This window comes from Dokdonia sp. MED134, from assembly GCF_000152925.2.
Lineage (GTDB): Bacteria > Bacteroidota > Bacteroidia > Flavobacteriales > Flavobacteriaceae > Dokdonia.
Genome location: NZ_CP009301.1, coordinates 940,887 through 962,102, shown reverse-complemented (window position 1 = coordinate 962,102; position 21,216 = coordinate 940,887). Strand labels below are relative to the sequence as shown.

The window sequence follows — 21,216 nt, the reverse complement described above, 5'->3', positions numbered from 1 at the left end:
TTTATTCTGGAAAAAGGATGCTCTCATAAGCACCTATATCTGGAGCCAGTGTTCTGTTAGTCCCAATAATATCTGTAGGAACTGCATTTGCAGCGCTCTGTAAACCAAAACCGTTACCAGCAGTATCTTCACCTACTTGTAACATATTTTCTGTGGGGAGTAAAAAGTCTGGTTCTTCACCACGTATGATATCTTGATATAAATTTACATTTGTAAAATCATAAAGTGGCTCCCCTATAAAATCACCAAAAACATCATCAAATCGTATTTGTGAGTTTGTAAATTTAAAATTAAAAGTAGCGTCGTTATCTTGGTTAAAACCTATTTCTTCGCCTTGATTACCGTACACTATACAATTAGTAAAATTAGCTTGAGCAAGGTCTCCTACGAGTAAGGTTTCTTGCGTTTGTAAGGTGTTGTCTAAAAATACAGCAGGCGTATCTCTAAAGCTTTGCGTCCAGTAGTTTGTAAAGGTACAGTGCGTAAAATTGTAAATACCGCCTAGTTGTACCAGCATAGAGAACTGCCCGCAGTTGTTAATTACCGTATTTGAAGCCTCAACAGAGGTAAATCTATTAAGTAAGCCTACAGCAGAGGCGTTATAAATCTGAGAGTTAGTAAGAGTGAGGCTAGCTGAAGCGGCGTTAGGGCTCGCCTCATTAAGTATACCTACAGTTGCATTTTTTATGGTTGCATAGTTAATTGTGTTATTTACACTACCATCTGTAAGTAATATAGTTCCCCACTGGCCAGGCACGTTAGAAAATGCAGGCTCTAGTCTATCACTTTCAAAAATCACTTCATTCTCTAGGGCTATGGGATCTGCGCTTAGTGCACCATTTATATTTAGTGTTGCATTATCTGCTATGAGTAAACCACTATCTGCGTGAAAATGCACTCTGGCTCCAGCTTCTATCGTTAAGGTTTTTGCTGTTGAACCGTCTGGATCACCTACAGCCATATAACCGTATATTACGTAAGGTTTATCATTTGTAAAAGTAAGTTCGTCATCCATAAGGTAACGTCCTTCAAGTGTAGTTTCTACATTATTTACAGTAAGTGTTTCTACCATACCTGTAGCACCGTCACGCTCCGGAAATAGAAAAATGGCATCTTTTACTAAGGTAACCAGTTCTACATTTTGAGTAGCGCCCACGCTATTAAATTCTATAGCGTCTGTATATAAAAACTCTTCAGAAGCATTGCTTACTTCATTAATATCTAAGGTGGTTTCTACAAAAACAAAAATACTGTCGTTTGCGAGAATTTCTACCTCTTCAAATTCTTTACCAGCTACACCATCTACATTAAGTCTATAGTCTGAGTCTTGACCACGACCTAGTCGTACAGATGGTATAGAGATTGCCTCATCACTGCGATTATACACCTTAAGGTTATACGTGCTAGAGCCTATGTTTGTAAACACCGTATCAAGAAAAATGGTATCTCTTGAGAATTCTAAATTACCTGTACTAGGAGTGGTTTCAAAATCATTACGGCAAGAGCTTACCGTAATTATACCGGCAAGCGCAATAAGAAAGTAGAGACTGCGCATTAAGTTATAGTTTGTAACAAATATAACTTTTTAAGAGCGGTGTTATTGCTTCTTGTTTTTTTTCTTTTGGCGTTGCTCTTTTTTGAGTTGCTTGTAGTCTTTAATCGCTATTCTACCGGCAACAACACTTTTTACTGTATGAGTGTCACTTTTGAAATATATGTTTATTTCAAGTTGTGAGTTGATTGGTATCTCTCGCATTTCATAATTTAATGCTTGATATACAATCACGTCACCTGGAGCTACTTCTATCGAGTATCGACCTAAGGAATCTGTTTGGGTATATGTAGATGTACCTTTAATTGATACATAAGATCCGCTTAATGGACCTTCTCTATTTGCCACAACCCCGGTTATATTTTTGGATTTCTGCGGTGCATTTTGCTTTCGCGAAAGCGTACCTATACCTAAACTATCATATTTTTTTACAGGAAGTTCTATCGGTGCAATATCACCCATAATTATAGTCTCAGGTGTAGTCTGTCCAGATGCCTCTGCAACCGAAAGCATTGCCATAGGGACAAGCAGTGCCGCTGCTGCTTGAGCAAAGCTCCTGCCTTTATCACGCGTTGCATAGATAGGCGTATCGAGCTGGTCTTTTCTAAAACGACCACAAAGATGATCGCCTTTTGTGACGCGTTTATACAGGGCATCCTTAGTAAAGGCTGTAAAGTCTACAACCTCTTTATTGCATACAGTGCAGTGTTTACCTTGCTGTACAGGAGTCATTTTTGCCCAGTCTTCGTGACAAGGTTTTGGGATGGTGATGGCGATAGGCTTTTTCATAATGTCTTGATTAACTGATGTAAATCTAGTTAATCAAGCACCTTGCCAGCATCGTAAATGAGTAAACGGGCTGTTGTGGTGAGTGAACGACCTATTTTTCTACAATCTCTATTTCAAAAAGTGTGTTCCAGTGTTTACCGGTTACAAAAAGGCGTCCCTCGTTTGCTTTATAGGCAATACCATTAAGTACTTCATTTGCTGGATCTGTAAGTCTTTGCACTTCGTTTTTGAGCGTGCGTAAATCAATAAGACCTTCTATCGCTCCTGTTGTAGGGTCAATGATAGAAATAAGGTCTACTTGATAATTGTTTGCATATATTTTACCATTTACCCATTCTAGTTCGTTCAGTTTGCTAGTAACCTTTGTATTGTCAGTAGGCTCTATATACGATTGTTCAGATAGATTAGAAGGGTCTAAGGTCCAGATTTTACTAGTTCCGTCAGACTTGTAAATTACTTTACCGTCATTTGCAAGTCCCCAGCCTTCTCTACTTTTATTGTAGGTAAAAGTTCCGGTAGTCTCAAATGTATTACGGTCGTAAATAAAACCAGTATTACCCTTCCAGGTAAGCTGGTATATATTATCTCCTATAATGGTCATCCCTTCGGCAAAGTATGCTTTGTCTAGTTTTTCTTCCTTAAGTACTTTTCCAGTTTTGTAGTCTACTTTTCTCAGGTTAGACTCGCCATAACTACCATTGCTTTCATACAGTGTATCACCTACAAATTCTAGCCCCTGTGTATAGGCATCTGTCTGGTGTGGGTATCTGTTTATGATTTTATAGCCATATACTTTTGGCGCTTTTGTATGTAAAATGTTTAGTTTTTGTGTGGTGGTCGTACTTTCTCCTCCGGCATAAATAGTAGCGCTCAACTCGCGTTGCCCCAGTTTTTGAGAAGATAGGGTAGTGGTGACACCCTCAAGACCGTTACTTGAACCTATGCGCTTCCCGTCAAAGGCGTATGAAACAGAGTCAAATGCGATATTTTTTGTCGCTTTAAGCGAGATGGTTATTTCTCCACCATTTTTGATAGCATTTCTTTGTGCATCTGTAGTAATAGTATAGTTTCCATCTAGAGACCCTGTGTCGCTACAAGCGATTAAAAGTAGCGGTAATATGAATAGAATGAGGTGCTTAGCTTTTGCTGTCATTTTTTGTTGAATTTTATAGCAATTTAAAACAAAAAATCGGGCTAAAAAACCTTGTGACTTCTCAAAGAAGCTATATCTTTGCAGCGGCAAGTCCTACACAACCAGCTCCTGTCGAATCCCCCAGGGTGGGAACGCAGCAAGGGTAGATGGTCGTAGCGGTGTGATGTAGGTAGCTTGCCTTTTTTTGTGCGCACAAGTCAAGTAATTTGACAATGATATATAACAGTCTCAAACCTCAGTAATGATGTTTGAGATTTTCTTTTTTACGCTTTCGCGAAAGCGTAATTAAAACCCATAAAAAAAACCATCTCTTTATTAAGATGGCTTTTTAAGTATATGATAAATAGGTCTTAGTACCCTACGCGTTCTACAATCTCAAGACCGTAGCCTACGATACCGATACGTTTAAGTCCCTCGCTGTTAGTCATAAGTTTTACTTTAGAAATGCGTAGATCGTGTAAAATCTGTGCACCTATACCAAAGTCTTTTGAGTCCATAACAATATTAGGAGCTTTCATTACTCCATCTTTTTGAATGTTTTTGAGCTCACTTAATCGTCCCAATAAATTTGCCGATGCATTTTCTTGATTTATAAAAACTATAGCTCCTTTGCCAGCCTCATTTACGGCTTTAAACATATCGTCTAGTTTGGCATCTGGATTATTGGTAAGCGTGCCTAGTAGGTCGTTGTTAATTTGAGTAGAGTTTACACGTACTAGTACTGGCTCATCATCTTCCCATCCACCTTTTGTAAGTGCGATATGCACAGTGTCATTTGTGGTTTGCTCATAAGCGCGAAGTCTAAAATCTCCAAAACGAGTTTTTATCTCAAAGTCTTCTTTCTTGTCTATAAGGCTATCGTGGTTCATACGGTAGGCCACTAGATCTTCTATAGAAACAATTTTGAGGTCAAACTTTTCTGCCACCTCCATAAGTTGTGGGAGTCGTGCCATTGTACCATCTTCATTCATAATCTCTACGATGGCTCCTGCAGGTTTAAAACCAGCAAGTCTGGCAAAATCTATTGCGGCTTCTGTGTGACCTGTGCGACGCAGTACGCCACCTTCCTTTGCCTTAAGGGGAAAAATGTGTCCTGGTCTACTTAAATCATAAGGTTTAGTCTGCGGGTCTATAAGTGCTTGTACGGTTTTTGCCCTATCTGAGGCAGATATGCCGGTGGTTACCCCTTGACCTTTTAAATCTACAGAGATAGTAAAGGCCGTCTCCATAGGGTCTGTGTTGCTCGTTACCATCATATTGAGTTGTAACTCTTCACAACGATCCTCAGTAATAGGAGCACAGATAAGACCACGCCCGTGCGTAGCCATAAAGTTAATCATCTCTGGTGTTACTGTCTCTGCTGCCGCTACAAAGTCTCCTTCATTTTCTCGGTCTTCATCATCTACTACTATGATTACTTTGCCATTTTTAATATCTTCTATGGCTTCTTCTATAGTGTGTAGTTGTATCGTTTTGGGTGCTGTCATTTGTATGAGTAACGTTTTGCACAAAGATACAAGAACGTGTGTATATAATGGATATTCATTTAGCCCAGATAGCCCTATAGATTATCTGTAAAATATCCTTGAGTTTTTAAATTATCTAAGGTAATACCTAGCTTGCCTAGTCTTGAGATAGCAGCCTTGCGCACATCTGTAGAGTGTCCAGATTCTTTGTAGTTTTTTACAATGTCCTTGAGCTGGTTTGAAGAAAGGCTGTCTAGCATTTTTTCTTCTTCATCACTTATTGAGTAACTTAAGTCTAGCGCGTCAATATTGATAGCTTTCTTTTTAGGTCTTGCAAATAGTTTTTTAATAAACTTAGGCATAATATCTACATCAAAGATGCCTTGGTCTGTCGTTGCACGATAGGTGAGATACACCCCAAGCGGGAACAAAATAAATGTACTTAACCAGCTCGCTATAAACGGACTAATTGAGTTGTCTTCTGCACTATTTTTTGCAAAAATACCTATGAAGTGAAAGGTAAGAAAGAGCACCACACCTATTACAATAGGCAAGCCAAGTCCACCTTTACGTATAATAGCGCCTAATGGAGCTCCCACAAAAAAGAGAAGAATACAGCTAAATCCTAGTACATATTTCTCGTGTAGTGAGATTTCAAATTTGCTTAATCGCTTTACATCTATTTTGAGAATCTTTTTTCTGTTCTCTATATCTGCAATGGTGTTACTTATATTAGACTTTGCAATTTCTAAGATACGCACGCGGTCTTTAATCTCGTAGTTGTCTAATATGGCCTCTTTTATCTCTGCGCTTTGTTGTTTTACATTACCTTGATAAAGAGTATCTACAGGCGGTGGTTTTATGCGGCTTACATACTTATTTGTAAATTTTGTTCTGTCTTCAACAAATCTTTCAGATAGGGCTGTAATACTAGAATCTAGCAGTACAATATCCATCATCTGGTAAGTGTTGTCTATATCTCTGGCATCTAGATCTTCACTGTCTAGCGCGCTTAGGTCTATGTTGAGCGTGTAGGTCTCAAAATAACTCTTTGCAAAAGGCTCTTTAAGTTTTTCTTTAGTCTTCTTCTTCTGTACTTCTGTGTAGTAGTTACCTTCCTTGAGTTGTAGTGAGAGGGTAGGGGAGTCTATAGAACTTATAAGCTCTCCTTCTTTTGCAACGATAACCGTATAATTACCTAGGCGTCCTTTTTCCTTTTGATGTATAACAACATCTCTGAGATATTGATCTCTATCACCATACTTCTCTGCAACACGCATATTAAAGTCGTCACCTACTTCATTAAACTGGCCACTACGTATGAGCATAGCAGGTTTCATCTTACCTATATTATTACGTAGGTTTCTAAACTCATATTGAGATGCAGGAATCACATAGTTTGCAAATAAGAAGGATGCAATACCTAAAAATATAATAAAGAATATAACACTCTTCATAGCCCGCTGTAGTGAGATCCCAGTAGACTTCATTGCTGCAAACTCATAATTCTCTGCAAAGTTTCCAAAGGTCATTATGCTCGTAAGTAGTACAGATAGGGGTAGTACAAGCGTTACAAGGCTAGGCATTGCAAAGAGTAAAAACTTTAATATTACATCAAAGTCCAGATCTCTACCTGCTAGTTCTTGTATATATAACCATACACTCTGTAAAACAAAAATGAACATCAATATAGTAAAGATGCTCAGAAACGTTTTTACAAACGTAAAGAAGATATAGCGGTCAAGTATTTTCATTTATAAATGATAAGGGCGCAGACAAAAATAAGAAGTCTGCGCCCTTAGCTCTAGTATCTACTGTTATAATTTATTGATATAATAGTCTGTGTATTTACCCTTGTCAAAAGTAAAGGTATTCTTTGCAAGTGGCTGGTTAGTCTTAAAAGAGTTTACCGTTATAGTCACTTTAGTACCATTGTTTTGCGTAATAATAAGTTTGTGTATATGCTTAGTCTGAGCATCTACACCTAGCAAAGTATACTTCACATCACTATTAGAATCCATAGGTGTGAGTTTTACAAATTGTATCTCTCTACCATTTACTTTTTGCTTGATGTCCATCTTTTGCGTGTATCCTTCATTAAAGAAAGAAAGCATTTTAGACGGTGTGATTGCGTTTTCATCTTGATCACTCATCGCGCTTATGGTTACCTCTTCATCTTCTGGTACAATCGTGTATACGTTTGTCCCGTCAAATAATTGAGTCGTACCCATAAGTGATAACTTATAATTATCACCTGCCATTACTACGTTACCTTTAGTCTCTTGATTTACACCTTCGGCTTCATTGCTAAGGGCATATTTAAAGTCTATTGCTATATTATCGTAGCTCTTAACTTTAGTATCTACCTCTTTAAGGAGTGTTTGTACAGATTGCGCTTTCGCGAAAGCGGTCATAAATAACAACAATACCACTGGCATTGCACGCTTTGCAAATTTTCTGTACCCTTTTACTGCGACTGGAACTAAGACCTTCTTAAAAAGTATAGGTGCCAGCCAAAAAATTAATCTCTTCTTCATCTTGGTTTATTCATTGTTAAGGAGTTGATCGAGAGCCATCATATCTGGAACCAGAACCTGTCGTGCTTTACTACCTTCAAAAGGTCCTACCACACCTGCAGCTTCTAGTTGATCTATGATTCTACCTGCTCGATTATATCCTAATTTAAGTTTACGTTGCAATAGTGAGGCACTACCTTGTTGAGCTATTACCAAAACTTCGGCAGCATCACGAAAAAGTGCATCTCTATCTGATGCATCTATATCAAGACTTGTGCCACTCTCTTCACCTACATACTCTGGCAGTAAGTGTGCATCTGGATATGCTTTTTGATTACCTATATACTCTACAATGCGCTCTACTTCTGGAGTGTCTACAAAGGCACATTGTATACGCACTACATCATTACCCTGAGTATATAACATATCACCACGACCTATAAGCTGGTCTGCTCCAGAGGTGTCAAGTATGGTGCGACTATCAATTTTTGAAGTTACTCTAAAGGCGATACGCGCCGGGAAGTTTGCCTTAATAATACCTGTAATAACATTTACAGAAGGACGTTGTGTTGCGATTATAAGGTGTATACCAATGGCACGAGCAAGCTGCGCAAGACGAGCAATAGGAGTCTCTACTTCCTTACCAGAAGTCATAATTAAATCTGCAAACTCATCTACTACTAGTACAATGTATGGTAAAAACTTGTGGCCGTTTTCTGGATTGAGTTTTCTTGCTTTAAACTTTGCATTGTACTCCTTAATATTACGGCACATTGCATTTTTAAGAAGGTCATATCTCGCATCCATCTCTATACACATAGAGTTGAGCGTGTTTATCACCTTAGAGTTGTCTGTGATAATGGCCTCGTCTGTATCTGGTAGTTTTGCCAGATAGTGGCGTTCTATTTTATTGAACAGTGTAAGCTCCACCTTTTTTGGATCTACCAGTACAAATTTTACCTCTGCAGGGTGCTTTTTGTATAGTAGTGAGGTAAGGATTGCATTAAGACCAACAGATTTACCTTGTCCCGTAGCACCTGCCATAAGTAGGTGAGGCATCTTTGCAAGATCTACTACAAAAGTCTCGTTTGAGATGGTTTTACCTAGTGTAAGTGGTAACTCCATCTCTGCTTCTTGAAACTTCTTACTAGCCACCGCAGAGCGCATACTTACAATACGAGGATTCTTATTAGGAACCTCAATACCTATGGTACCACGACCAGGAATAGGAGCAATGATACGTATACCAAGGGCACTTAGTGATAGTGCAATATCATCTTCCAGATTCTTAATTTTTGAAATACGTACACCCGCTTCTGGTACAATCTCGTATAGGGTTACGGTAGGACCTACGGTTGCCTTTATGTTTGAGATTCCTATTTTGTAGTTGTTGAGTGTCTCTACAATACGGTTTTTATTCTCTTCAAGTTCTTCTTGATTAATGGTAATTCCTTGTCCGTTTGTGTAGTCTTTTAATAAGTCTATAGGTGGGAATTTAAATTTTGCCAACTCTAGCGTAGGGTCAAACTCACCAAAATCTTCTACCAGTTTTGAGCTCAGGTTATCTGTAAGTTCTTCTTCTTCGACTGGTTTTTCGACCTCTACCTCGACTACAGTTTCTGGGGTAGGGATGACTTCTTCCTCTTCTGGAGCTTGGGTTACTTCAAAGCTACTTGCTACCTCAGGTGTCTTTTTAGTAAGTGTAGGTTGCAAGTTTTGTACATTTTGTTCAAATGTTGAGGTGGTTGTAGGAGGTGTTTCTGTTTCCGCTTTCGCGAAAGCGGTCTCATCTCCACCAGTAGTACTTCCCTTAAGTATTTCTTGTGCCTCATAAGTAGATGAGTTATCTACAATAACAGGCTCTGGAGTCGCATCTGAAGCAAACTCGCCTGCAAGGGCATTTTTCTTTTCTTTAAAATAGGTGCTCACACGCTCTGGTGTAAGTCGTAAACGTAGCACGAGGTAAATAATCGCGAGGAAAGTCATCACGATAATGGCACCTGTAAGCCCTAGGTAGTCTTGTAAAAAATCGTTTATTTCATAACCTACGGTACCACCCATTATGTCATTACTGTTACTAAAGAAGCCTAAAAAAACAGCAAGCCATAACATTAAAAGGATACCCCAAAACCAAAATTTCTTAAGTGCAGCTTTTGCATAATCAAAAAAGTAATAGACACCAGTTAAGGCAGTAAGTATAGCGATGGTGAGTGCAGGAATCCCAAAACCTTTGTAGACAAAGAAGTGACTTATGCGAGCTCCTACAAGAGAGAGCCAGTTAGACGCATTATCTTCTCTAGTACCTGTTTGTAGTAGGCTCTGGTCTGCTTTCCACGTAAAGAGATATGAGATAAAAGAAAAGAGTAGGGCAAGGCCTAAAAAGAATAGAAAACTCCCAAGTATAATCTGTTGCTGGCGCGACAGTTTAAAGGAAATAGGTTTTCTAGGAGTTTTAGGTTTGGTTTTTTTTGCCGTGGTTTTCTTTTTTGCCATAGAAGCGCTCGAGGTTGTTTTTTGAGTGGATATAAAAATACAATATTGAAACGGAATTTTTATGGGTTTATGCGCCCTTGTTTAACGTTTCTGTATAAGTATATTTTTAGGGTAATATCCTCTTGAGATGCTGCTATTTAAAAGCGGCTTGTCACAAAAAATGTATGTAGATTTTTTAAAAAATTCTAGGGATGTAGATAATGCCGGCAATTATAACAGCTATTAAAGCAGCGATACCTACAGCACCTGCAGCAATATCTTTAATGCGGCCTATTTTCTCGTGAAAATCTGGGTGTATAAAATCTGCAATACCTTCTATCGCAGTATTGAGTCCTTCTGCAGTCATAACCAAGCCTATGCATAGGGTTTGAGCAATCCACTCTGTACGGCTTATGTTGTAATAAAAACCAGCAATGGTAATAAGTATAGCCACACCAAATTGTACCTGTATGCTTGCCTCAGAGCGTATGAGTTGTATACCGCCTTGTAGCGAGTATTTCATCCCTTTGAGTCTTCCCGTTATAAATTTTATAGGCACGTGTGTTTGGTTTTTTATGGTTTGAAGTGGTTACAATAGTACATAAATAAACCTGCCAGATTATACGTAGTTGTACAAGCTCAGGCAGGTTTATGTATATTCTATATTATTTAAGAGCGTTCATTGCACCTTCATAGTTAGGCTCTTGACCTACTTCTGGTACTTGCTCTGTGTAAACTACTTGCCCTTCTTCGTTAAGAACAACTACGGCTCTTGAGTGTAAGCCGTCAAAACCACCATCTGCGATAGTAACTCCATAGTCTTCACCAAATTTTCCTGTCTTGAAATCAGATAAGGTGTGTACATTATCTAGACCCTCTGCTGCACAAAAACGTGCTTGAGCAAATGGTAAGTCACGAGAGATACAAAGTACCTCCGTATTTTCTGCGCTAGAAACTTTTTCATTAAACGTACGTACAGATTGTGCACATACACCTGTGTCTACAGATGGAAAGATGTTAAGTACCACACGCTTCCCTTTATAGTCTGATAAGCTTGCTGGAGAAAGATCGTTTTTTGATAACGTAAAATCTGGAGCTGCTGTTCCTACTTTTGGAAGTTCGCCTACGGTTTGTGTTGCGTTGCCGCCTAGTGTTATTGTTGCCATTTTATTTTTTTTGTTGTCTCGTAAAAGTAAAACAAAAACTACCATTTACCACTCGCTTAACAATTGTTTATCAAGTTGCTCTGGTATACTTATATTGAGAATAAAAAAAAGTACAACTGCCAGTGGCGGTTGTACTTTTAGTAAGGTTGTGTGAGTAGGAAATCTTAGTTGTCTATAGACCCCATTACACGTTTCATAAAGCCGTTAAGAGCCTCTTTTTTTGCGGTACCGCTACGCATATCTTTATGCACTTCTAGCGCTCCATACATATTTGAGATAAGTTCACCTATCACATCTAGCTCTTCATCTTTAAGAGAAGGAACCTCTGTAAGGTGCTCAAGTGTCTCTACTGTTTCAATAAGAAAATCTTGATCGTTTTCTTCTATAAAACCTACGAGGTGCTTAATTACTGGTAACTTCATTTACAAGGTCTTTAAGTACATCAAATTTATTAGTCTGTACTTGATTAGTAAATGATCCCTTTGTAAACGTTGCAAATGTAGGAAGGTTATCTACTGTAGCCATTTTACGTGACTCAGGATTCTTCTCTGCATCTACAATAACAAACTTTACGTTTTCGTTTTCTGAAGCTAGTTTCTTGAACTTAGGCTTCATAATACGACAGTTACCACACCAGGTAGCACTGTATTGTACGACAACGGTCTCATTTTCGGAAACAATCTGGTTAAGATTATCTTGATCTAATTCTTGAATCATAGCTTCTGTTTTTTTAGTTTGCGTGAGCAGCAAGGTAGCTAGCTACACCATCACGGTTTGCGTTCATCGCTTCTTTACCATCTTCCCAGTTTGCAGGACAAACTTCTCCTTTTTCTTGTACGTGCGTGTATGCATCTACAAGTCTTAAAAACTCAGATACGTTACGACCCAGTGGCATATGGTTTACACCTTCGTGAAAAACAGTTCCCTCTTCATCAATAAGGTAAGTCGCTCTGTAAGTTACATTGTCACCATCTACAAGTACAGTTCCAGTCTCTTCATCAAAACGCTCGTTAGTCACGTCAAGAATACCTAACTGGTTTGCAAGGTTACGGTTAGAGTCTGCAAGTATAGGGTATGTTACACCTTCTATACCTCCGTTATCTTTTGCAGTGTTTAACCACGCAAAGTGTACTTCTGGAGTATCACAAGATGCACCTATCACGATTGTATTACGGTCTGCAAATGCTTGCTTTGCTGCTTCAAAAGCGTGAAGCTCTGTAGGACAAACAAATGTAAAATCTTTTGGGTACCAGAAAAGAATGATTTTCTTTCCTTCTTCTTTTGCTTTTTCTAAGATGTTGATCTTAAAAGTATCTCCCATTTCATCCATTGCATCTACAGCAAGGTTTGGGAATTTTTTTCCAACTAGTGTCATTATTTTAAGGTTTTTATGTTCGTAATTTGAAAGTGCAAAAGTACCCCCAAATCAAGCTCAATAAAAGCCTGTAAAATCCAATAATCTGATAGTAGTATTAGTATTCTTTATGTAACCTTGTTAGGTGTTGTAAATGTGTGGGTTACGCTTTCGCGAAAGCGTAAAAAAATCCTCCTTATGCTTTTCTAGCATCCTTAATTTGTCTAATCTTAATATTAAATCCTGCAAAAATGAGTGTCATAAATGGCGAGAGCCAGTTAAAGATGGCAAAAACAAAGTACTCTAATACCCCTACATTAAGTACTTCACTTTGGTATGCTCCACAAGTGTTCCAAGGGATGAGTACTGAGGTAACCGTCCCAGAATCTTCTAGTGTACGAGATAAGTTTTCTGGAGCAAGACCTTTGTCTTGGTAAGCTTTCTTAAACATTTTACCAGGGATGACAAGCGCAAGATATTGATCTGAAGCAATAGCATTGAGACCCAGACAAGAAATCACTGTACTTGCAAAAAGACCAAAAACCGTGTCTGCGACACTTAGTAGTGCTTTTGTAATTCTAGATAGTGCACCTATACCATCCATAATTCCTCCAAAAACCATCGCACAACATATAAGCAATATCGTCCATAGCATACCCAGTATACCTCCCGCGCTAAAGAGTTCGTTAAGTGTAGCGTTAGGTGTTTCTATAGCAGTATTTGTCCAGATAGCTGTGGCTATGGCATTTATTTTTGATGTAGATAATCCCTCTAGTATTTCTGGTTGAAAGATATATGCAAACACTGCTGCAAGCACGACACCTATTCCTAGGGCAATGAGTGGTTTTGTCTTTGTAACGATTAATGAAATTACCACACCTGGAACGATAAAAAGCATAGGAGTAATATTAAAGGTGTCATCTATTACACCTAGTAACTCTGTGACATCTGCCGTACCTGTTGTGTCTATATTAAGGCTTATAATAATAAATACGAGTAGCGTGATTACTATAGTAGGTACTGTGGTAATGGTCATATATTTTATATGCGTAAAGAGATCTGTACCTGCCATCGCTGGAGCGAGGTTAGTCGTGTCACTTAGTGGTGACATTTTATCACCAAAGTATGCACCAGAAATCACAGCTCCGGCTATCATACCTGCATCTATACCCAGCGCTTGACCTATACCTATAAGCGCAATACCTACAGTGGCAGAGGTGGTCCAAGAGCTTCCCGTTGCAATGGAGATAATGGCAGCAATAATGACTGAGGCTGGTAAAAAGATAGTAGGGTTTAATACCTGGAGGCCGTAATATACCATTGCTGGAATAATACCACTCACAAGCCAGCTACCGGCAAGAGCTCCTACTAGAAATAATATGACAATAGGTACAAAAACACTTTTGAGGTTTTCCCAAACTTCGGCGAGCATTGTGCCTAGTGTAGATTTATTAAGAAAGCCTACTACTGCGGCTGCAGCTCCTCCCATAAGAAGGATATATTGATTAGAATATTCACCCAGCCACACACCATCTTTAAGAAAAATGTTATACGCTAGAAGCCCCATTAAAATAACAACTGGGATAAGAGCCTCCCACAAATTGAGTTCACGATTATCTACAATATGATGGTTTTTTTGCTCTTCTAGATTGTTATTCATTGTGTGTGTTTTGTATAGGTAATGTTACAATAATAGCCTGTATTTTGCAAGGTGTGAGAGCAAATAGCTCATAGCTCTCATTACACGCTCATCTATTAGATTAAAAGAGGTGAGAATCTATCACTCTTTGTTATAGTTAGTTAGACTGTGTAGAGCGATACTTCTTATGTTATAAAAAAACAATGCGAGCTTACAGTAGGTTACCATAAGCTCGCAAAGATTTCTTTAAAGATAATGTGTTATGCCATTTTTGGAACCAAAACGCCTATCTCTTCCATACAAGATTTCATCATTTCATAAGTACGTTCTATATCTGCATCAAGGCCTATTGAGAACCTTATAAGACCATCTGTAAGTCCCATCGCTGCTTGCTCATCTTCTGGAATTTCTGATGAAGTAGAAGTTCCTGGGGCGCTAAAGAGGGTTTTGTAAAATCCTAAACTCACCGCTAGATAACCTAGGTTCTTTTCTTGCATTAACTCCATAAGTGCATTTGCCTTATCTAGAGAGCCTACATCTACTGTAAGCATACCGCCGTAGCCGTACTTATCATTCATATGTCTATTAAAAACCTCGTGACTAGGGTGAGAAGGCAGTCCAGGGTATACCGTTCTTAGTCCGAGGTTTTCAAAACGCTCTGCGAGATACATAGCATTGTGACTATGTTGCATCATACGTATATGCAGGGTGCGCAAGTTCTTGAGTACAGAGGCTGCTCTCAGACTATCCATAGTAGGGCCTAGTAGCATACTTGCTCCATCATTTACATTACGTAACTCATCTATAAATTCTTGTGTACCGCACACCACGCCACCTACCGTGTCTGAAGATCCGTTTATAAACTTAGTAAGACTATGTATCACCACATCTGCACCGTGGTTTACAGGAGATATAGAGAGTGGTGAGAATGTATTATCTACCACTAGTTTAAGGTGATGTCTTTTTGCAATAGCAGAGAGCCCTTCAATATCTGCAATCTCAAGTAGTGGGTTGCTCACAGACTCACAGTAGAGCACCTTCGTGTCTTTTGTAATAGCAGCTTCTACCGCTTCCAGATTTGTAATGTCTACAAAGCTCGTCGTGATGCTTAGTCTAGGAGCAAAGTTTTTTAAGAAGGCATATGTCCCTCCATAAATGGTACGGCTTGACACTACGTGATCACCAGCCTGGCATAGTTGTAATAGGGTAGGAGTGATAGCACCCATCCCACTGGCAGCAACGTTTGCTGTTTCTGTTCCTTCCATTGCAGCTAGGGCTGCACCTAGATAAAGATTAGACGGTGTGCTGTGTCTTGAGTATAAATAACAACCATCTGCATTTCCTTCAAAGGTGTCAAACATTGTTTTTGCCGATAAAAAAGTGTAGGTTGAGCTATCTGAAATAGAAGGATTTACTCCTCCAAATTCTCCAAAATACTGTAAATCTTGAATCTCGTTGGCGGGTTTAAATTTCATAAGGCGCTAAGTGTTTGAATAGATTAGTTTATGTAAATACTTGTTATTTATAACGTAAATGTATGTATATGTAGATATTTAATCAATAGTGAGTTAGATATATAGATAATTAAACTGTATTATTGTAAATAATTAGAATTTCGCTTTCGAGAAAGCATAAGTTTACCCCAAATACTGATAATTTTTCTATGATGAAACTTGATGAACTAGACAAAAAGATTTTAGGATACCTACAACAGGACGCCAAAATCACAAACAAAGAGCTTTCTGCAAAGCTTAATCTTTCTGTAACTGCTATTTATGAGCGTGTAAAAAAGATGGAGCGCTCTGGAGTGATCGCACAGTATATCACTCTTCTTAATAAGGATATTGTAGGGCTAGGTTTTCAGGTGTTTTGCCACGTAAAGCTAGAGAAGCACGCTCAAAATGCAATAGACTCTTTTGAGAAAGAGGTGACTGCGCTAGATGAGGTGCTAGAGTGTTTTCACGTAAGTGGTGACTATGATTATTTACTCAAAGTGCTGGTAAGAGATATGGAGCATTTTCGTAATTTTATGGTAACCAAGCTTACTACGCTTAAGTATATAGGGAGTACACAGAGCTCGTTTACTATAAGCGAGGTAAAAAACACTACAACAATCACGGTATGATGAATGGCAAGTATTATGTACTCACAGAGTTTTTTATATTATTCATAATACTACCATTAAGTCTATTATTACCCTATGACTTTAAGATTAAAGGAGTTTCGGTTTTAATAGGTTTTACATATTTACTGGTGATGCTTTATAGAAGTAAGGCGGTAAAGTTTAAGGTCGAGCGGTCAATAAACTGGCCGTCTTTTTTTAAGGAGACAGCTGTGAAGCTTTTTGTTATAGCCATTGTTACCACCATTTACGTGTACATATTACAGCCTTCTAGCTTGTTTTGTGTACCACAGAGCAACCCAAAGTTATGGGTGATGATATTGCTAGTGTACACCTTCTTATCTGTATGGCCGCAAGAGGTGATTTATAGAACTTTTTTCTTTAACCGTTATGATGGTTTCTTTAAAGACAAGCGACTGCTTATCGTGGTAAATGCGATTGTATTTGCAATGGCGCACTTGTTTTTGCGCAACACCTTAGTCATTGTACTCACCTTTATAGGTGGATTATTATTTTCTTATACCTTTAAGAAAACTAGATCTACCACACTGGTATCTATAGAGCACGCTTTATATGGTAACTGGTTATTTACAGTAGGGATGGGGCAGATGCTTGCCTTCCCAGGGATGGAGGCGTGTTAAATGTCATTGTGTATAACTGAGAATAAGTAGCTATTCTTTTTGTTTCCGTTTGTTTATTAGGGAGTTATATTTGAGATATGCATTTCAGGTTTCTTTCTTATTAAAATACAATTCAAATTTATGGCATCTAGATTAGAATACGAGCTAGCTAAAAGAAAATATAGTAGCGTGAAGTATTTCCCTTTCCCAGTCGACCCAGGAGAATCATTTATGCTTACTTCTAACCCTTGGAATTTTTTGAATACCTGGCTAAATAATGAAATTAGAAAGTTTAAAAGATCATCTGATAACTCTAAGAGAATCGAAAAAAGCTTATATTTTCTTGAGTTGGCAGAGAATTTTTATTTAGCGTCAGAAAAAGCGAGGATGCCTACTCGTGGTACTTTGATTTACTATTCCACTCTTAATTTGGTGAAAGTTTTTTTGCTTAATTCAGGCATAGACTTGGAGGTCTCGATGGAGCATCACGGACTCGTGTTACAGTCAAACGAAAAAAGACGCTTAAGGATAAGTCCATCTAATGATGATTGTATTAACATCTTTGCAAAATTCTCGGAGTTAATTGGTTCAGATGTTGTCTCCGGGGAGTTTATTGATATAGATGAAATGATATCTGAAATACCAGAAGTACACGAAATGACTTATAATATAGGTAAATTAAGAACAAAGAAACGTAAGTTTCTGCCAGTTGAAATAGAAATAAAAACGAATAAACCTAGAAGATCCCATCTCATATACGAGTTGAAGTTTGAAAAGAAAAACTCAAATTTAATGAGATGTGAAAAGTTTAACACAGGTGTACTATCTGAAAAATTAGATTTATACTCTGATAATGGTGAGTTTATGGTTTACAGATCTAAAAAACGGTTTAACTACACATCAACCTCAGATTCTAGTTGGAGGCTTAGATACAAAGAAATTCAAGATGAAATACAGCAGTTAGGAGTCTCTGTTATTTTAACAAGAAGAGGCTATAGGTACTATTTGAATTTACAGCCAAACAAATATAAACCTATTGTTTATTATTTATCGTTAATGTATTATGTTGGATCTGTTGCCAGATATCGACCGACCCTTTATAAAGATATATTATCGGGAGAATATCAAGCAGTATTTAATGAAACTATAGAAACGTGTTCTACTCAATTTCTCTATTATATTTCTAGTTTAATCACTAAAAAGATCTGTGCTGTACCGATGGCAAAACTGAAATAAATTATAAGGTAAATTAATATTTAAAAAGCCAATCGAGAGATTGGCTTTTTTTAATTATACTTCAGATTCTTTATAGCTCATCACTCGCTTCTTCTTGCCCCATCATCATTAGGTATCCTTTTAAGAAGAGGTCTATGTTACCATCTAGTACAGCATCTGTATTACCCGTCTCTACAGCGGTGCGTACGTCTTTTACAAGTTTGTAAGGATGTAATACGTAATTGCGTATTTGTGATCCCCACTCAATGGCTTTCTTATCTGCTTCTATCGCGTTACGGGCTTCCATTTGCTTGCGTAGTTCTAGCTCGTATAATTGAGAACGGAGCATCTGTAACGCTTTTGCACGGTTATCGTGTTGCGATCGTGAGTCAGAACAAGAGATTTGTATACCCGTAGGGTGGTGAGTAAGTTGGACCTTAGTCTCAACCTTGTTTACATTTTGCCCTCCAGCACCAGAAGATCTTGCCGTCACAATATCATAGTCTGCTGGGTTGAGTTCAATCTCAATACTATCATCTACAAGTGGATATACATATACCGAGGCAAATGAGGTATGACGCTTTGCATTACTGTCAAAAGGGGAGATGCGCACCAGTCTGTGTACACCGTTTTCACCTTTAAGCCAGCCAAAGGCAAACTCACCTTCTATCTCTAGCGATACCGTTTTTATACCCGCTACATCACCTTCTTGAAAGTTAAGCTCTTTTACCTTCCAGCCTTGTTTTTCTGCATACATTAAGTACATACGCATAAGCATAGATGCCCAGTCGCAACTCTCAGTACCACCGGCTCCGGCGGTAATCTGTAAGACACAGCTTAGCTCATCACCCTCTTCAGAGAGCATATTTCTAAACTCGATATCTTCTATAAAACTAGCCGCTTTCTCATAGCGTGCTTGTACATTTTCTTCTGGAGCTTCGCCTTCTTTTGCAAATTCATAGAGCACCTCTAGGTCTTCTACAAAGGTTTGAGCCTCCTCATAATCTGTTACCCATTTCTTTTTAGAACGTAAGGTTTTCATAAAGGCCTCAGCCTCTTTTGGGTCGTTCCAGAAATTTGGGTCAAAGGTTTTTTCTTCTTCGTTTTGTATCTCGATACGTTTACGATCTACGTCAAAGATATCTCCTTAAGCCGTCTACGCGCTCTTGGAGTGATTTTATGTGGTCTGTTGTAATCATATGCTTCCCTTGCTGGGTATGTAATTTAAAATGCTATAAACTTCTAGGTGTTGAGAATGTGGGTTGTTACGCTTTCGCGAAAGCGTACTCATTACTCCTCTAGTAAGTCTGGTCTTCTTTCTTTTGTTCTTATATATGCTTGTTCTTCTCGCCACTCTTCTACCTTAGGAGTATTGCCACTGGTGAGAATCTCAGGAACTTTCCAGCCTTTATAATCTGCTGGGCGTGTGTAGATAGGTGGGGCCAGTAATCCATCTTGAAAACTATCTGTAAGCGCCGAAGTCTCATTACCTAGCACCCCAGGAATTAAACGTATCACCGCATCACAGAGTATCAGAGCGCCTAGCTCGCCACCGCTCAATACGTAGTCTCCTATGGAAATTTCTTTGGTAATAAAATGATCTCTCACACGCTGGTCTACACCTTTGTAATGACCACATAGTATGATAATATTACCTTTAAGCGATAGCGTGTTTGCCATCCCTTGGTCTAGCGTCTCACCATCTGGAGTCATATAGATCACCTCGTCATAATCACGCTCAGATTTGAGCTTAGAAATACATTTATCTATAGGCTCAATTTGCATTACCATACCTGCACCACCGCCAAACTGGTAGTCATCTACCTGCTTGTACTTAGTATCTGTATAGTCTCGCAAATTGTGAAACTGTACTTCTACCAGACCTTTTGCGATAGAGCGTTGCATTATAGAGGCCTCAAAAGGACTCTTTAACAACTCTGGTACGACGGTAATAATATCTATTCTCATAAGTATACAATTGTAATGCGAGGCGGGTCTTGCGCTAGCGAGCCCAAAAGTAATGTAAATCGGGGTCTTTTGTAAAGCCTAGACGCTCATAAAGTTTTTGTGCCGGGTTTGTAGTACCCGTTTGTAATGCAATGCCTTTGTGCCCAGTGGCTGTACATAACTCTTTAACACGATTTATAAGCAAGGTACCTATACCTTTTCCTCTGTGGTCTGGATGAATATATAAATCATTGAGCAATAACATACGCTCCATACTTACCGAAGAAAATAGGGGGTACACTTGCGTGAAACCTACTAGCTCCTGCGGATTACTTGCAGTATGAGCGACATAAATGGTACTCTCATTATGCGCAAACCGTTCTTTAAGAAAGGAGCGAGCCCCTTCTATATCTGACGGTTGTTTATAAAACTGTCTATACCCATCAAAGAGCGGGATGATAAACTCAAGATCTGTAAGTGTAGCCTGGCGTATATGCATAAAAAAATCTATACCCTAAAGTACAGATTTTAAAGTATTAATAAAACGAGTGCTTATCCTTTTGAAGATTTAAGCGCTCTGTTGCGCTCATCTTGTAGCTGGCGACCTAGTTTTTGCTCTTTCTCTAAGGCTTTACGGCGGTAATCTTCAAACTCTGCCTCTGTCTCATCTAGTTTGTGCTGTGCCGTTTTAGTAAGTACGTTACTACTTCTAAATTTGAATATAAAAAATAACAACGCAAGCAATAATACTCCAGCAATACTCCATACCATCGTGTTGTAGTTGCCTTTACTCATTTGAGCTCCAAAAAAGTTCATTGAGTCTTTCTCACCTTCTGTTGTTTCTAGTATAGCCTGCGTTTGAGCAAGGTCTGTGCTTACCTGTGCTGCAGCCGCTTGCTGCTGTGCCATTTCTGACTTAAGATTTTCTATCTCTGCCTGTAGGCCGTCTATGCGTTTTTTTGTGTTTTGCTGTAGGCGGGTCATTTTTACTTTTTCAATCACCTTAAATTGCTGGTAATTGTTTGAACCATCTATAACCTCTGTAAATTGATCATCAATGCTCTTTGAGGCATCTTGTGCTTGTACAGCGGTAAAAGAAAGGAGGAATATAAAAGCAAAAGCCTTTGTAATAGCGTTCATAAATCTGAAAAATTAAATGATATTTTATATAACAATGACGATGTACCCCATCGCAGTTTACAAAA

General features: G+C 38.6%; 21 protein-coding genes and 1 other RNA gene. 4 read left to right on the top strand and 18 right to left on the bottom strand.

The window, feature by feature from the left end:
- Nucleotide 1 precedes the first annotated feature (1 nt).
- The 3 genes from MED134_RS04210 to MED134_RS04200 all read right to left on the bottom strand — a co-directional run bounded on the left by MED134_RS04210 (nucleotide 2) and on the right by MED134_RS04200 (nucleotide 3,494).
- Complete coding sequence (locus MED134_RS04210) at nucleotides 2-1,555, bottom strand: hypothetical protein (protein WP_021778608.1); 1,554 nt, start codon at nucleotides 1,553-1,555, stop codon at nucleotides 2-4.
- A gap of 42 nt (nucleotides 1,556-1,597) precedes the next feature.
- Nucleotides 1,598-2,341 carry a carboxypeptidase-like regulatory domain-containing protein gene (locus MED134_RS04205; RefSeq protein ID WP_021778609.1) on the bottom strand — a complete coding sequence of 248 codons (744 nt, stop codon included), beginning with the start codon at nucleotides 2,339-2,341 and terminating at the stop codon, nucleotides 1,598-1,600.
- Nucleotides 2,342-2,432: 91 nt separating this feature from the next.
- Nucleotides 2,433-3,494, bottom strand: a complete 1,062-nt coding sequence (locus MED134_RS04200) for a glutaminyl-peptide cyclotransferase (protein WP_021778610.1) — start codon at nucleotides 3,492-3,494, stop codon at nucleotides 2,433-2,435.
- Between the two features lie 84 nt (nucleotides 3,495-3,578).
- On the opposite strand from MED134_RS04200, the gene ffs reads away from it, so the two are divergent.
- Nucleotides 3,579-3,677: signal recognition particle sRNA small type (gene ffs / locus MED134_RS14865), an RNA gene on the top strand.
- Between the two features lie 167 nt (nucleotides 3,678-3,844).
- Here ffs and ribB read toward each other — a convergent pair.
- The 11 genes from ribB to MED134_RS04145 form a co-directional block, all read right to left on the bottom strand.
- The gene (gene ribB, locus MED134_RS04195) at nucleotides 3,845-4,981 is read right to left on the bottom strand and encodes a 3,4-dihydroxy-2-butanone-4-phosphate synthase (RefSeq protein WP_021778611.1); all 1,137 of its coding nucleotides are present in this window, start codon (nucleotides 4,979-4,981) and stop codon (nucleotides 3,845-3,847) included.
- A 74-nt stretch (nucleotides 4,982-5,055) separates the two neighbouring features.
- Nucleotides 5,056-6,714, bottom strand: coding sequence for an LptF/LptG family permease (locus MED134_RS04190; RefSeq protein ID WP_021778612.1), 1,659 nt, complete (start codon nucleotides 6,712-6,714; stop codon nucleotides 5,056-5,058).
- A 63-nt stretch (nucleotides 6,715-6,777) separates the two neighbouring features.
- Nucleotides 6,778-7,497, bottom strand: a complete 720-nt coding sequence (locus tag MED134_RS04185) for a LolA family protein (RefSeq protein WP_084811635.1) — start codon at nucleotides 7,495-7,497, stop codon at nucleotides 6,778-6,780.
- 6 nt (nucleotides 7,498-7,503) lie between these two features.
- Entirely contained in the window at nucleotides 7,504-9,969 is a 2,466-nt protein-coding gene (locus MED134_RS04180) for an FtsK/SpoIIIE family DNA translocase (RefSeq protein WP_038597076.1), read from the bottom strand.
- A 175-nt stretch (nucleotides 9,970-10,144) separates the two neighbouring features.
- On the bottom strand, nucleotides 10,145-10,471 hold the full coding sequence (locus MED134_RS04175) for a diacylglycerol kinase family protein (protein WP_021778614.1): 327 nt from the start codon (nucleotides 10,469-10,471) through the stop codon (nucleotides 10,145-10,147).
- A gap of 142 nt (nucleotides 10,472-10,613) precedes the next feature.
- A complete protein-coding gene (gene tpx, locus MED134_RS04170; protein WP_035328708.1) occupies nucleotides 10,614-11,114 on the bottom strand; it encodes a thiol peroxidase in 501 nt (166 codons plus the stop codon).
- Nucleotides 11,115-11,278: 164 nt separating this feature from the next.
- Nucleotides 11,279-11,536, bottom strand: a complete 258-nt coding sequence (locus MED134_RS04165; protein ID WP_021778616.1) for a DUF6952 family protein — start codon at nucleotides 11,534-11,536, stop codon at nucleotides 11,279-11,281.
- The gene (locus MED134_RS04160; RefSeq protein WP_038597073.1) at nucleotides 11,517-11,831 is read right to left on the bottom strand and encodes a thioredoxin family protein; all 315 of its coding nucleotides are present in this window, start codon (nucleotides 11,829-11,831) and stop codon (nucleotides 11,517-11,519) included. The genes MED134_RS04165 and MED134_RS04160 overlap by 20 nt, the downstream gene beginning before the upstream one ends.
- Nucleotides 11,832-11,844: 13 nt before the next feature.
- On the bottom strand, nucleotides 11,845-12,489 hold the full coding sequence (locus tag MED134_RS04155) for a peroxiredoxin (protein WP_021778618.1): 645 nt from the start codon (nucleotides 12,487-12,489) through the stop codon (nucleotides 11,845-11,847).
- 175 nt (nucleotides 12,490-12,664) lie between these two features.
- Nucleotides 12,665-14,128: a Na+/H+ antiporter NhaC family protein gene (locus tag MED134_RS04150; RefSeq protein ID WP_021778619.1), complete on the bottom strand. Its 1,464-nt coding sequence runs from the start codon at nucleotides 14,126-14,128 to the stop codon at nucleotides 12,665-12,667.
- 239 nt (nucleotides 14,129-14,367) lie between these two features.
- Nucleotides 14,368-15,582 (bottom strand): aminotransferase class I/II-fold pyridoxal phosphate-dependent enzyme, encoded by a 1,215-nt coding sequence (locus tag MED134_RS04145; protein ID WP_021778620.1) that lies wholly within the window; start codon nucleotides 15,580-15,582, stop codon nucleotides 14,368-14,370.
- A gap of 191 nt (nucleotides 15,583-15,773) precedes the next feature.
- Here MED134_RS04145 and MED134_RS04140 point away from each other — a divergent pair, with 191 nt between their 5' ends.
- The 3 genes from MED134_RS04140 to MED134_RS14675 all read left to right on the top strand — a co-directional run bounded on the left by MED134_RS04140 (nucleotide 15,774) and on the right by MED134_RS14675 (nucleotide 18,085).
- Nucleotides 15,774-16,232, top strand: coding sequence for an Lrp/AsnC family transcriptional regulator (locus MED134_RS04140; RefSeq protein WP_035325086.1), 459 nt, complete (start codon nucleotides 15,774-15,776; stop codon nucleotides 16,230-16,232).
- Nucleotides 16,229-16,870 (top strand): CPBP family intramembrane glutamic endopeptidase, encoded by a 642-nt coding sequence (locus MED134_RS04135; protein WP_021778622.1) that lies wholly within the window; start codon nucleotides 16,229-16,231, stop codon nucleotides 16,868-16,870. Before MED134_RS04140 ends, MED134_RS04135 begins: the two co-directional genes overlap by 4 nt.
- Before the next feature lie 120 nt (nucleotides 16,871-16,990).
- Nucleotides 16,991-18,085: a YaaC family protein gene (locus tag MED134_RS14675; RefSeq protein ID WP_021778623.1), complete on the top strand. Its 1,095-nt coding sequence runs from the start codon at nucleotides 16,991-16,993 to the stop codon at nucleotides 18,083-18,085.
- A 70-nt stretch (nucleotides 18,086-18,155) separates the two neighbouring features.
- Here the strand turns inward: MED134_RS14675 and prfB are convergent.
- The 4 genes from prfB to MED134_RS04110 all read right to left on the bottom strand — a co-directional run bounded on the left by prfB (nucleotide 18,156) and on the right by MED134_RS04110 (nucleotide 21,151).
- Nucleotides 18,156-19,263 (bottom strand): peptide chain release factor 2 gene (gene prfB / locus MED134_RS04125; protein ID WP_148305630.1). Its coding sequence is split into 2 segments (ribosomal slippage): nucleotides 18,156-19,199 and nucleotides 19,201-19,263, totalling 1,107 coding nucleotides; the frame shifts between segments, so codons are not numbered across the junction.
- 91 nt (nucleotides 19,264-19,354) lie between these two features.
- Nucleotides 19,355-20,032 (bottom strand): tRNA (guanosine(37)-N1)-methyltransferase TrmD, encoded by a 678-nt coding sequence (gene trmD / locus MED134_RS04120; RefSeq protein ID WP_021778625.1) that lies wholly within the window; start codon nucleotides 20,030-20,032, stop codon nucleotides 19,355-19,357.
- 34 nt (nucleotides 20,033-20,066) lie between these two features.
- Nucleotides 20,067-20,510: a GNAT family N-acetyltransferase gene (locus MED134_RS04115; protein ID WP_021778626.1), complete on the bottom strand. Its 444-nt coding sequence runs from the start codon at nucleotides 20,508-20,510 to the stop codon at nucleotides 20,067-20,069.
- A gap of 53 nt (nucleotides 20,511-20,563) precedes the next feature.
- Nucleotides 20,564-21,151, bottom strand: coding sequence for a hypothetical protein (locus MED134_RS04110; protein WP_021778627.1), 588 nt, complete (start codon nucleotides 21,149-21,151; stop codon nucleotides 20,564-20,566).
- Nucleotides 21,152-21,216: the final 65 nt, after the last annotated feature.

Excerpts from the sequence above, each read along its gene's own strand:
- MED134_RS14675 (WP_021778623.1), top strand. The coding sequence starts at position 16,991 with ATGGCATCTAGATTAGAATACGAGCTAGCTAAAAGAAAATATAGTAGC.
- MED134_RS04115 (WP_021778626.1), bottom strand. The coding sequence starts at position 20,510 with ATGCATATACGCCAGGCTACACTTACAGATCTTGAGTTTATCATCCCG.
- trmD (WP_021778625.1), bottom strand. The coding sequence starts at position 20,032 with ATGAGAATAGATATTATTACCGTCGTACCAGAGTTGTTAAAGAGTCCT.
- MED134_RS04140 (WP_035325086.1), top strand. The coding sequence starts at position 15,774 with ATGAAACTTGATGAACTAGACAAAAAGATTTTAGGATACCTACAACAG.
- MED134_RS04160 (WP_038597073.1), bottom strand. The coding sequence starts at position 11,831 with ATGATTCAAGAATTAGATCAAGATAATCTTAACCAGATTGTTTCCGAA.
- MED134_RS04150 (WP_021778619.1), bottom strand. The coding sequence starts at position 14,128 with ATGAATAACAATCTAGAAGAGCAAAAAAACCATCATATTGTAGATAAT.
- MED134_RS04205 (WP_021778609.1), bottom strand. The coding sequence starts at position 2,341 with ATGAAAAAGCCTATCGCCATCACCATCCCAAAACCTTGTCACGAAGAC.
- MED134_RS04135 (WP_021778622.1), top strand. The coding sequence starts at position 16,229 with ATGATGAATGGCAAGTATTATGTACTCACAGAGTTTTTTATATTATTC.
- MED134_RS04180 (WP_038597076.1), bottom strand. The coding sequence starts at position 9,969 with ATGGCAAAAAAGAAAACCACGGCAAAAAAAACCAAACCTAAAACTCCT.
- MED134_RS04175 (WP_021778614.1), bottom strand. The coding sequence starts at position 10,471 with ATGAAATACTCGCTACAAGGCGGTATACAACTCATACGCTCTGAGGCA.
- ribB (WP_021778611.1), bottom strand. The coding sequence starts at position 4,981 with ATGACAGCACCCAAAACGATACAACTACACACTATAGAAGAAGCCATA.
- MED134_RS04110 (WP_021778627.1), bottom strand. The coding sequence starts at position 21,151 with ATGAACGCTATTACAAAGGCTTTTGCTTTTATATTCCTCCTTTCTTTT.
- tpx (WP_035328708.1), bottom strand. The coding sequence starts at position 11,114 with ATGGCAACAATAACACTAGGCGGCAACGCAACACAAACCGTAGGCGAA.
- MED134_RS04145 (WP_021778620.1), bottom strand. The coding sequence starts at position 15,582 with ATGAAATTTAAACCCGCCAACGAGATTCAAGATTTACAGTATTTTGGA.
- MED134_RS04190 (WP_021778612.1), bottom strand. The coding sequence starts at position 6,714 with ATGAAAATACTTGACCGCTATATCTTCTTTACGTTTGTAAAAACGTTT.
- MED134_RS04185 (WP_084811635.1), bottom strand. The coding sequence starts at position 7,497 with ATGAAGAAGAGATTAATTTTTTGGCTGGCACCTATACTTTTTAAGAAG.
- MED134_RS04210 (WP_021778608.1), bottom strand. The coding sequence starts at position 1,555 with ATGCGCAGTCTCTACTTTCTTATTGCGCTTGCCGGTATAATTACGGTA.
- MED134_RS04155 (WP_021778618.1), bottom strand. The coding sequence starts at position 12,489 with ATGACACTAGTTGGAAAAAAATTCCCAAACCTTGCTGTAGATGCAATG.
- MED134_RS04165 (WP_021778616.1), bottom strand. The coding sequence starts at position 11,536 with ATGAAGTTACCAGTAATTAAGCACCTCGTAGGTTTTATAGAAGAAAAC.
- MED134_RS04200 (WP_021778610.1), bottom strand. The coding sequence starts at position 3,494 with ATGACAGCAAAAGCTAAGCACCTCATTCTATTCATATTACCGCTACTT.